Here is an 11,245-nt window from a genome sequence, read left to right as displayed (position 1 = left end):
ATCGAAGAAGGAGTCGAGGATGCCAGCAGCAATTCCTGCATGCAAACCGGCGGCGGACGCGCTGGTGGTCGAGGATATTCACAAGTCGTTCGGCGGTGTCGAGGTGCTGAAGGGCATCTCGCTGACCGCGAGGAATCACGAGGTCGTGTCGATCCTCGGCAGCAGCGGGTCAGGCAAGAGTACGTTCCTCAGATGCATCAACCTGCTGGAAATGCCCGACCGCGGCCGGATCTGCGTGAACGGCGAAACGCTCGCGCTGAAGCCGGCGGGACGCGACGGCGCGCTCGTCGCGGCCGATGCGCAGCAGGTGATGCGCGTGCGCCGCAAGCTCGCGATGGTGTTCCAGCAGTTCAATCTCTGGGCGCACATGACCGTGCTGCAGAACGTGATGTTCGTGCCGGTGCGCGTGCTCGGCGTGCCGAAGCGCGACGCCCGCGACAAGGCGATCGCGATGCTCGAACGGGTCGGGCTCGCCGGCAAGTGCGAACACTATCCGAACCAGCTGTCGGGCGGCCAGCAGCAGCGCGTCGCGATTGCACGTGCACTCGCGACCGACCCCGACGTGATGCTGTTCGACGAGCCGACGTCGGCGCTCGATCCCGAGCTCGTCGGTGAAGTGTTGAAAGTGATGCGCTCGCTGGCCGACGAGGGACGCACGATGCTCGTCGTCACGCACGAGATGGGGTTTGCACGCGAAGTCGCGAACCGGGTCGTGTTCGTCCATCAGGGAAGAATCGAGGAAGACGGCAGTCCCGATGAGGTGTTCGCGAGCCAGAAGTCGCCGCGTTTCCAGAAGTTTCTGTCCAGCATCATCTGATGCGGATTCATTGTCAACCGGAGAGGAAACCATGAAGAAGCTGCTTCAGTCGCTGTGCGTGGGCGCGGCATTGCTCGGATCGGTCGCGCACGCCGAGCAGGTTGTGCGGATCGGCACGCTCGCCGATTACGCGCCGTTCGAATACAAGGATGCATCCGGCAAGCTGCAGGGCATGGAGATCGACGTCGGCAAGAAGATGTGCGACACGATGAAGGTCAAGTGCCAGTGGGTGACGATGGATTTCGACGCGCTGATTCCGGCGCTCAAGGCGAAGCAGATCGATGCGGTGCTCGCGCAGATGTCGAAGACGCCGGAGCGCGAGCAATCGGTGGACTTCTCGCGCATTTTCACGACGGCGCCCGTGCAGCTCGTCGCGAAGCAGGGCTCGGGCATCACGGACAACGCCGCCACGCTGCGTGGCAAGACGATCGGCGTTCAGACGGCCTCGACGCACGAATCCTATCTGCGCCGCCGCCTGCCGGCGAGCAAGTCGGGGATCAACGTGAAGGTCTATCAGACACTCGACGAGGCCTGGCTCGATCTCGAGGCAGGGCGCGTCGATGCGGTGTTCGCCGACAACACGGTCGCGTACGACTGGCTGACGAAGGCCGGCAGGAAGGAAGGCTTCGACTTCGTCGGCAAGCCGATCGCCGATGCGGAGATCTTCGGCGACGGTACGGCGATCGCGGTACGCAAGGGCGACGCGCCGCTGAAGGCGCTGTTCGACAAGGGCATCGCGCAGGTGCAGGCGGATGGCACGTTCGCCGCAGCCAACAAGCGCTATTTCCCGTTCAGCATCGCGCCGCAATAACCGCGTATCGGGACCGCGCGGTCGCCGTATGGCGGCCGGCGCGAATCGGGCTCACAAGGAGCGATATTACGATGGACATCTTGGTGAACTACGGCGCGCAGATCGCGGCTGGCGCGCTCGTCACGCTGGAGCTCGCGGTCGCCGCGCTGTGCGTCGGCATGTTGCTCGGCATCGCCGGCGCATCGGCAAAGCTGTCGAGCCTGGGGTGGCTCAGACATGCGACCTATGCGCTGACCAATTTCCTGCGCGGCATTCCCGAGTTCCTGATCCTGTTGATCTGCTACTTCGGGCTGTCGCATCTGCTCAACGCGCAATTCGATGGCGCCATCGTCATCAGCCCGTTCTCGGCCGGCGTGATCGCGCTCGCCGTGGTGTTCGGCGCCTACTCGTCGGAGATGTTCCGCGGCGCGTTCATCGCGGTGCCGGCCGGACAGATCGAGGCCGCGCGCGCGTACGGGATGACACGCCTGCAGACACTGTGGCATGTGCGCCTGCCGCAGGCGTGGCGCATCTGCCTGCCGAGCCTGAACAACATGTGGCAGAACTTGCTGAAGGACACGTCGCTGGTGTCGATCGTCGGGCTCGAGGACATGCTGCGCAAGGCCAACATCGCCGCGCAGTTCACCAAGCAGCCATTCGTCTTCTACATGACGGTCGGCATCGTCTATTTCGGCTTTCTCGCCGTATCCAACCCCGTGTTCGCGTGGCTCGAGCGCATCGCGGGCCGCGGTTACGCAAAACGCACCTGACGGGGGCCACGTGATGAACGACTTTCTTTCCCTCATCGTGCAGTCCGGCCCGGACGTCGCGCGCGGCATATGGATCACGCTCGAGCTGCTGGTGCTGTCCTGCACGCTTGCATTCGCGCTCGCGGTGCCGCTGGCGGTCGCGCGCACGTCGGCGTGCCGGTGGCTGTCGACACCGAGCCGCCTGTTCATGTCGGTGTTTCGCGGCACGCCGCTGCTGGTGCAGATTTTCGTGCTGTATTACGGGCTCGCGCAGTTCTCCATCGTGCGTGCGTCGCCTCTGTGGCTGCTGGTCGGCGGATCGTTCTCGTGTGCGTTGTGCGCGCTGACGCTCAATCTCGCGGCGTACATGGCGGAAGACATCCGGGGCGGGATCGCCGGCGTCCCCGCCGGCGAGAAGGAAGCCGCGCTCGCGTTCGGGATGAGCCGCTTCATGCTCACCTGGTTCGTGATCGTGCCGCGCGCGATCGGCATCGTCGCGCCGACGCTCGGCAACGAGATCGTGCTGCAGCTGAAGTCGACCGCGCTTGCCAGCACGATCACCGTGCTCGACCTGACCGGTGTCGCACGCCGCATCGCGATCGAAACCTATACGACCGATGCGCTGATGCTGGCCGGCATCGTGTACGTCGGCATCACGGCGGTGCTTTCGACCGTGCTCAAACGCATCGAAGGCCTGCTGAATCGCCATCTGGGCAGCGCGCGTGCTTGACCGGCGCCGAATGAACGCGACACAACCAACGATCCGAGGACGACATGGGATACAAGCTTGAAACGCTGGCGCTGGCTGCGGACCGCGACGTGACCGACGAGAAGTCGGTCGCGCCGGCGATCCACTATTCGGCGGTGTTCAAGGCAGCCGGCAGCGAGGAATTCGCGGAGATGTCGAGCGTGCCGCAGCATCCGCGCAACTACACCCGCTACGGCAATCCCGTTCACGAGCGCGTAAAGGCGGTCATGGCGGAGCTCGAGGGCACCGAGACCGCGCTCGTCACCGCATCCGGAATGGGCGCGATCGCGACCGCGATCCTCAGTGTCGTGAAGGTCGGCGATCACGTCGTCGGACAGACGCGTCATTACATGAGCACCACGAAAATGCTCGACGACATGCTGCGCCGGTTCGGTGTCGAGGTGACGTTCGTCGACCAGACCGACGTGGTCGCGTTCGATCGTGCGATCCGGCCGAATACGCGGCTGATCGTGCTCGAGTCGCCGGTCAATCCGCTGCTGCTCGTGACCGACATCGCCGCGGTGACTGAAATCGCAAGGGCGCGCGGCATCCTGACGCTCGCGGACAACACGTTCGCGTCGCCGGTCAATCAGCAGCCGCACCGGCTCGGTGTCGACATCGTCGTGCACAGCGCGACCAAGTATCTGGGCGGTCATCACGACCTGACCGGCGGCGTGATCTGTACGAGCCGCGTGCTCGCAGAGCAGATCTGGCATACGCACATCACGCTCGGCTCGGTGCTGTCTCCGATGGACGCGTGGCTGCTGCTGCGCGGGCTGCGCACGCTGCCGATGCGCGTCGAGCGGATCAACGCGAACGCTCAGGCGCTCGCCGAATTCCTCGAAGCGCACGCGAAGATCGAACGCGTGTTTTATCCGGGCCTGCGCAGCCATCCGCAGCACGGACTCGCATGCCGGCAGATGCGCGGCTTCGGCGGTGTGGTGGCGTTCGGCGTGCGGGGAGGCTACGGCGAAGCGCAGCGCTTTGTCGAGGCGCTGCGCTTGCCGCTGAATGCAGGCAATCTCGGCGGCGTCGATTCGCTCGCGATCCATACGGCATCCATGTGGGCGGGCACGATGTCGGCGGAGCAAATGCGCGCTGCCGACATTCCGCTCAATTTCATCCGCTATTCGGTCGGCATCGAGCACATCGACGACCTGAAAAGCGATATCGCGCAAGCATTGGAGCAGATCTGACACGGACCGGTGCGCACGCTCGATCGACGTCTCGTGTGCGTCGCGCCGACCTTTGAATCGATTCGGGCACGAGATGCGCGGATTGCAACGACGGAGCACGGACTATGCATGACATCACAGTACTCGACGGCGGCATGGGGCGCGAACTGGCGCGGATGGGGGCGCCGTTCAGGCAGCCGGAGTGGTCGGCACTCGCGCTGATGGAAGCGCCGCATTACGTCGGCCTTGCGCACGACGCATTCGTCGCGGCGGGTGCCGACGTGATCACCGCAAACAGCTATGCGGTCGTGCCGTTCCATATCGGCGAGGAGCGGTTCCGTCGCGACGGAGTCGCGCTCGCGGCCCTTGCCGGGCAACTCGCGCGGCAAGCGGCGGACCGCGCAGGGCGGCCCGTGCGCGTCGCAGGATCGCTTCCGCCGACTGGCGGTTCCTACCGTCCCGACCTGTTCGACGCGGCGCGCGCCGATGCCATCTTGGCGACGCTCGTCGATGGGCTCGATCCCTACGTCGACCTGTGGCTGGCCGAGACGCAGAGCCTGACCGACGAGATCGGCGCGGTCCGGCGAGCGCTGGGTGAGAATCCGAAACCGCTTTGGGTCTCGTTCACGCTGCGCGATGACGTCGAAGCAGACGCCACGCCGGTATTGCGATCGGGGCAGACGCTCGGCGAAGCGATCGACGCCGCCGTGTCCGCGCGCGCGACCGCGCTGCTGTTCAATTGCAGCCAGCCGGAGGCGATGGGTGCGGCGATCGAGACGGTGCAGCGCGGGCTTGCGCGAACGGGAACGTCGCTCGTGATCGGCGCCTATGCGAACGCGTTTCCGCCTCAGCGCGCCGATGCGCGTGCGAACGAGGAACTCCACGGTTTGCGCGGCGACATCGATCCGCCCGGCTATGCAAGATGGGCGGAGCAGTGGCTTGCGCTGGGCGCGCGGATCGTCGGCGGATGCTGCGGAATCGGCCCCGGCCACATCGCGGCATTGCGCGACGCGGTCGATGCACGCGGTGCCCGGCACACCGGGCTCGGCGAATGAAGATCGACGGCCTGGACCAGAAGATAATCGACGCGTTGTGTGCCGATGCGCGGATTCCGCTCGCGGTGCTGGCCGACAGGATCGGTTTGTCCAGGCAAGCGGTCCGGAACCGGATCGACCGGCTCGAAGCACTGAACATCATTGCAGGCTATACGGTGCGGCTCGCATTGCCCGATGAGGTCGTGCCGGTGCGCGCCGTGATGCTGGTTTACCGCAAGGACCGGATGCGCGGTGCGGACGTGCTTGCCGCACTCGAGCGGATCGCCGAGGTGCGCGATTGCGCGGTGCTCAGCGGCGAGGTCGATTTGCTCGTACAGATAGAGGCCGCCACACACGAGCGCATCAGCGACATCTGGGCGACGATCAGTGCGATGGACGGTGTGCAGAACATGACGACCAGCTTCGTGCTCGATTCGGTTGTCCACAAGCGTTGACCAAACTGGCGCGACGGGAAAGGAGCAGGTGGGGTAGCTTGCCGATCATGACCCGATCCTGTCATTCGCCTGTACTTCGGCTGCAACATCCGACTGTCGGCCCTGCCCGGGTATCGGACTCTCGCCTATCGATCAGTCTTCTCGCGCAAGCCGCAGCAAGATGTCGGCGAGGGCTCGAATTTTCGGTTGTGCCGCACGTTGGGACGGATATACGAGGAAGTAGGAAAGGCCGTCCTGAACCACGTCCTCAAACGGCGTCACCAGCGATCCGGCACGGAGCCGGTCTCGTGCCATTCGTGGGTCGCCGATTGCAATTCCGTGTCCATCCATCGATGCCGCGAGCGTCAATTCGAGGGTATCGAATACAAGTCCACGTTCCGCATCGATCTGGAGCGCCCCAACATGATCGAGCCAGCATCTCCACTCCGCGTGGCTGGGCCCGGGATGGAGCAAATCGACATGCGCAAGGTCGGCAACGGATCGCAGTGATGTTGCCAATGCGGGCGCGCACATCGGCGTGAGCGTCTCGGAAAACAGCGGTACCGCTTCCATACCGGTCCACTGTTCTGTGCCTCGCACAATGACGGCATCGACGTCGGACGTAGTGAAATCCGGCGTATCGTCCGCGGATGTCGAAATACGAAGCTCCGTCCCGCTCATGGCGCGATGAATGTCCGGCAGCCGCGGGAGCAACCAGCGAATGGCGAACGTGGACGGCAACTTCAAGGTGAGAACCGAGGTCGTCCGCGCATGGAAGTCTGCGTGCTGAACCAATTGCGTAAGCACGTTGACCGCGACCGTCAGCAGTCCATTTCCTTCTGCTGTCAACGTCAGACCCGATACGTGGCGCACAAAGAGCGCGCATCGATAATGCGTTTCCAACTGCTGTATCTGGCGGCTCACCGCGCCTTGCGTACGGCATAGATGAGCCGCCGCCTTGCTGACGCTGCCAAGCTGCGCCGCGGCGACGAATGACTGAATCGCTGCCAACGGTGGGAGGGGCCGCGTCAGGTCAGCCAGCGGATATGCATGCGCTGCATACCCGGATTGCACATTTTTCGATTGTTCGGTCATCGGTGCGTCGCTATCGTGCGTCTACCGGATGCCCTGTTCTTGCGAATGAACGGGGTTGTCAACGAATGATCGGAGGATAATTTTGGACTCAACGTCGGGATCACTATATACGGAACAGGTTCGCGCGTACCTTCGGGAACTGGAGCGAGGCGATGTCGGTGCCATCTGCGCGCTATTTACGCCGGACGCGCAGATTTTCTCGCCATTTCTCGGCTGGATGCATCCTGAGGCCTTTTTTTCGAAGGTCGCTGCCGCGTCGGGAGAAAGCAAGATTACACCGATCGATATCTGCGTCAGCGCGAGTGGGGCTCGACGTGCGACAGGTTACTTCATCTACGACTGGGGCCTGAAAGACGGATCGGCGGTGCGCTTCGAGTGCGTCGACGTGTTCGAGTTCGACATCGCGGGGCTCATCGAACGGATGATCATCGTCTACGACACCCATCCGATTCGGAGTACGGTCGGCGACAAGTACGCGTAGCGGAATCGATGTCGCTCAATACCGAAGGCTGGTTTACGGGGAGGTAGCCGACAAGCTGCAAGTGGGTCTCGGCCGGCCGTTCAGCCGTTCGGTGTGGAGCGAGCAGTATTTGCTGGATGAGCTGGCGCGCGACCCGAACGATATGATGCGCAAATATCGTGCGGCTTTTGCTCAACGGCGAGGGGTCGCATGGGACGAGAGTGGGACGGTCAATCGACGCCACGCCATTCCGGTCACCGACGTTGCATCGTGGATCAATGCAAACCTTACTTCGGGCCGCATCGAGCAATCGTGAGTACTACCATCCAGACAAACGGCATCGACGACAGCTTCCCCGAACAAAAAGCGCGACCTCGGCGATGGGTGCGGGCTCCCGTATTCCGTACTGACTTCAACCGAATTCTGCTCGGCGAAGTCGGCGTGTGGAAGCAAAGTGGCAGATGGCGGAAGTTGCTTGTCAGCAGTCGTTGACGCCGCTGAAGATTGGATGACGGGTTAAGGGCGAACAGCGGCCGCTCGCCAGCGCACAATCGATCTCCCTTCTTTGGAGAGGAGGTTGACATGGAAACGCTTAATTCTTCCGCTGCCGGGCGGGTGCCGTGGAACAAGAGCAGATTGACCGGACAGAACGGGATCAAGCCCTCCCCAAAGGCCCGTTGTGCCGAACAGCTCATGCAGATGCAAGGTATCGCGCAGCCTTACGCAAGTCGGGGACGGTTGTTCAAGATCCAACCGAACTAGATGTTCGGAGTACCTCAAGAGTTTCCAATATCGAGCGTCTGGGTGATTGGTGGCGTTCAGTTGACGAGCCGATGGCCGTGATACGGCAGCGAACTCTGACGTGACGGATTGGATCCACATGCATACAGTCTCGGCGTGGTCCGTGCGCGCAGGGCCTTCGAAAAATGCTTCGCGTGGAGGGGCTCGGGACATGGCCGGCGTTCGGAGTGCTCCTCGTCGATCCAGCTGGAGCCGCGAAATTTAGTGGCCTTAGTCGAATAACATGAAAAATTGCTAATCGAGATCCGGGATTGTTATTTCCGTGTCACATTTTGGTAAACTCACGCGCAGCCGCCAGCAATTTAGAACAGCAACATCCGGCGGGTCATAACGAATCAAACTGAGAGACCGTCGTGAATATCCGAGAGTCGTTCCGCAATTTCATATCGGGAATCGATGCGAATCGCCGACCGGTCGTGCTGAATTGGGGTAAGGCGCAGCACGCGCTGGCATCACAGGTTGCGTTGCAGCACGCGAGCATCCATGAAAGCATGATGACCGGCATCAGCGGCTATCTGACCTGCATTTCGCAGCAGGGCGATCTGCCTCCGAAGCTTTTCATTGGTGCGCCGGTCTCAGTCGGTATCGTCACCGATCGCGGCCAACTGCGTGCCATCAACGCAATCGTCAGCGCCGTGCAGATCGGCCGGACCGACGGAGAGCTGACGGTTTACCAGTTCACCGTGACCGACGCAGTGAACCTGCTGCAAAAGCGCACCAACTCTCGCATCTTCCGTAACGTCAGCGTTGTCGATGTGCTTGGAGTTGTCCTGAACGAATGGCGACAGCGTAGCGTGGCCCTCGCGCAGGCGTTCGAATTCGATCTGTCTCAACTCGACAGGTCCCGCTACCCGAGTCGATCTTTCGTCCGTCAGGTCAATGAATCTGATGCCCGTTTCATCTCCAGGATTGCGCGTCGCGACGGCATCACGATGTTTGTGCGCGCCGGACGGGTGAGCGGTGAGACGAAAGACGGCGATCCTCCCGTGCATACGCTGGTGTTCTGCGACGACCCTCAGAAACTGAACGAGTCCGCCGCGGGTACGGTGCGCGTCCATCCGCGAGACGCTGGAACGGAGCAGCGCGACACCATCACCGCTTTGACGATGCGCCAGCAACTGATTTCGGGGGAATCGGGGCGACCTTCGTGGGACTACCGATATGCCCGTGTGGACCAGTCGAGCGCATCGACAAAGATCGATCAAGGCGAATCGGGCAACGATCTCGCGAAATTGCTGACGGACATCGTGATCGACGTCCCGCATATGGCGGACTCGTGGGCGGACCACGAGCGGATGACGGAGGATCGCATTCTGGCTCATGAAGCGCAGGCGGTTCGATACGACGGCGTGAGCGGAATTCGCGACCTCGCAGTCGGCTCATGGATCACGATCGCCGGAGATGATGAGTGGGGCACGCTCCCGTCCGACAAGCAACAATTCGTGATCACGTCGCTGCACCACGAAGTCTGGAACAATCTGCCCAAGGGGTTGAACGAGCGTGCGCAGGCGCTGTTCGCGGCCAGCCATACGCTTCAACGGCCGCGAACGATGACCGACGGCGATCCGTCCGGGCAGGATACGCGCTACGAGAATACATTCTCGTGCGTGCCGCGCGGCACGCCGCTCACGCCGCTTTACGATCCCAAGACTGATCTTCCGCCGACGCCGCTGATTACCGGACGCGTAGTCGGGGTCGATGGAGAGGAAGTCAGTTGCGACGAGAATGGCTGCGTGTTCGTGCAGATTCTCGGTCAGGATTCTCGCGATCATGCGCATGCGCAGGGTGCGGGAACGAACAGCAACGAGAGCGACAGCGCACCGATTCGCGTGGCGTCTAGTCTGGCTGGGCCGAATTTCGGGGAGACTTTCTTGCCGCGGGTGGGCACCGAAGTTCTGCTCGGGAGCCTCGGCGGGGATCCGGACCGGCTGGTCATCATCGGCGTGCTGGCAAACGGCGCGAACATGCCGGCGAGTTTCACTCATACGGGCAGTCTGCCGGGCAATCGCTTTCTTTCCGGGATCAAGACGAAGGAAATCAAGGGGCAGCGCTACAACCAGCTTCGTCTCGACGACACGCCGCAGCAAATCAGCGCGCAGCTTGCATCGGAGCATGCGCATAGCCAGTTGAATCTCGGCTACCTGACTCAACCACGCGAAAACGGACAGGGCGCAGACCGCGGCCAAGGCGCCGAATTGCGCACGGACGCGGCAGCCGCGCTGCGTGCGGCGCAAGGGATGCTTCTGACGACATACGCGCGTACACAGGCGAGCGGCGGACAGCTTGATCGCGATGAACTCGTCGAGTTGCTCGGCGAATGCGCGGAGCTGTTCAAGGCGTTGGGAGACTACGCCGGACAGCACGGCGGCACGGCGACCGATGCGACGGGACAGCAAGCTGTCGTGACCGCCTTCAAGGGATGGACACCGGGTGGCCACGCTTCAGGCGACGATCGTGCATCGAACGCCGGCGCAGGCGACTCTCAGGCGCTGATGGCATTTGGCGCAAAGGCGGGGGCGCTCAATATCACCCCGAAGACTTACGTGACCTACGCCGGCGAGAACATCGATCAGATCGCGCGGCAGAACCTGCAATTCGCTGGCGGTCAGCGCGTGATCACGACGGCTGGCCAAGGCATCCACCTGTTCGGGCGCGGTGAAGGCGTCCGCGCGATTGCCGGCGAAGGTCCCGTTGTCTTGCAGGCGCAACAGGACACGCTTGCGGCGACTGCCCAGAAGGGAATACAGATCATGTCCGTTGGCGACGAGGTGTTGATCTCGGGCAAGTCGATTCGGCTCGTCGCGGAAGACGGAAGCTACGTGAAAATCGGTGGCGGCGTCGAGGTCGGTTCAGACGGTGCGTTCACTGCTCACACGGCGGGACATGATTTCGTCGGCCCGAACACGGACCACGTTGCGCCGCCGGCGTTCAATCGCGGCGGTGCCGATCAGAAGTTCCGCTTGCGGTACCCCGGTACCGACGGCGATGACGGTACGCATCCCGTACCGAACCGTCCGTACAAGATCACGTTGCGCAACGGCCAGGTCATTAATGGGGTCTCGGATGCACACGGGTTGACGGAGCTGGCATCCAGCGACGCGATGCACATCGCTCATATTCAGGTTTTCGACGTTTAAGGCAG

Annotated in this window: 10 protein-coding genes and 1 pseudogene; 10 read left to right on the top strand and 1 reads right to left on the bottom strand. The window is 62.7% G+C overall.

All coding sequences use genetic code 11. From position 1 onward, the window contains the following. Positions 1-19 precede the first annotated feature (19 nt). The 7 genes from ABY44_RS19320 (at position 20) to ABY44_RS19290 (ending at position 5,768) form a co-directional block, all read left to right on the top strand. On the top strand, positions 20-817 hold the full coding sequence (locus ABY44_RS19320; RefSeq protein ID WP_034196105.1) for an ABC transporter ATP-binding protein: 798 nt from the start codon (positions 20-22) through the stop codon (positions 815-817). A gap of 31 nt (positions 818-848) precedes the next feature. Further along, entirely contained in the window at positions 849-1,628 is a 780-nt protein-coding gene (locus ABY44_RS19315) for a transporter substrate-binding domain-containing protein (RefSeq protein WP_059699163.1), read from the top strand. 71 nt (positions 1,629-1,699) lie between these two features. Then, positions 1,700-2,377, top strand: a complete 678-nt coding sequence (locus tag ABY44_RS19310) for an ABC transporter permease (protein WP_060083139.1) — start codon at positions 1,700-1,702, stop codon at positions 2,375-2,377. A 13-nt stretch (positions 2,378-2,390) separates the two neighbouring features. Continuing rightward, a complete protein-coding gene (locus ABY44_RS19305) occupies positions 2,391-3,086 on the top strand; it encodes an ABC transporter permease (RefSeq protein ID WP_081066296.1) in 696 nt (231 codons plus the stop codon). A 44-nt stretch (positions 3,087-3,130) separates the two neighbouring features. After that, positions 3,131-4,300: a trans-sulfuration enzyme family protein gene (locus tag ABY44_RS19300; RefSeq protein ID WP_060175058.1), complete on the top strand. Its 1,170-nt coding sequence runs from the start codon at positions 3,131-3,133 to the stop codon at positions 4,298-4,300. A 104-nt stretch (positions 4,301-4,404) separates the two neighbouring features. After that, positions 4,405-5,334, top strand: a complete 930-nt coding sequence (locus ABY44_RS19295; protein ID WP_027790137.1) for a homocysteine S-methyltransferase family protein — start codon at positions 4,405-4,407, stop codon at positions 5,332-5,334. Then, positions 5,331-5,768 (top strand): Lrp/AsnC family transcriptional regulator, encoded by a 438-nt coding sequence (locus ABY44_RS19290; RefSeq protein ID WP_021157543.1) that lies wholly within the window; start codon positions 5,331-5,333, stop codon positions 5,766-5,768. The genes ABY44_RS19295 and ABY44_RS19290 overlap by 4 nt, the downstream gene beginning before the upstream one ends. Positions 5,769-5,900: 132 nt before the next feature. Here ABY44_RS19290 and ABY44_RS19285 read toward each other — a convergent pair whose 3' ends face one another. Then, positions 5,901-6,842, bottom strand: a complete 942-nt coding sequence (locus ABY44_RS19285; protein ID WP_060175059.1) for a LysR substrate-binding domain-containing protein — start codon at positions 6,840-6,842, stop codon at positions 5,901-5,903. Positions 6,843-6,924: 82 nt separating this feature from the next. On the opposite strand from ABY44_RS19285, the gene ABY44_RS19280 reads away from it, so the two are divergent. The 3 genes and pseudogenes from ABY44_RS19280 to ABY44_RS19270 all read left to right on the top strand — a co-directional run bounded on the left by ABY44_RS19280 (position 6,925) and on the right by ABY44_RS19270 (position 11,240). Further along, positions 6,925-7,323, top strand: a complete 399-nt coding sequence (locus ABY44_RS19280; protein ID WP_027790134.1) for a nuclear transport factor 2 family protein — start codon at positions 6,925-6,927, stop codon at positions 7,321-7,323. Positions 7,324-7,351: 28 nt separating this feature from the next. Beyond that, positions 7,352-7,618: pseudogene (locus ABY44_RS19275) on the top strand (aromatic alcohol reductase); the annotation flags it as partial. Between the two features lie 838 nt (positions 7,619-8,456). Further along, positions 8,457-11,240 (top strand): type VI secretion system Vgr family protein, encoded by a 2,784-nt coding sequence (locus ABY44_RS19270; protein ID WP_431641603.1) that lies wholly within the window; start codon positions 8,457-8,459, stop codon positions 11,238-11,240. The last annotated feature ends 5 nt before the right edge of the window (positions 11,241-11,245 follow it).

Origin of the sequence: Burkholderia sp. ZZQ-2, from assembly GCF_050768715.1 — a bacterium.
In the GTDB taxonomy this organism is placed as follows: Bacteria; Pseudomonadota; Gammaproteobacteria; order Burkholderiales; family Burkholderiaceae; genus Burkholderia; species Burkholderia cepacia.
The sequence above is the reverse complement of the archived record's forward strand: the minus strand, read 5'-3'. Positions and strand labels throughout refer to the sequence as shown.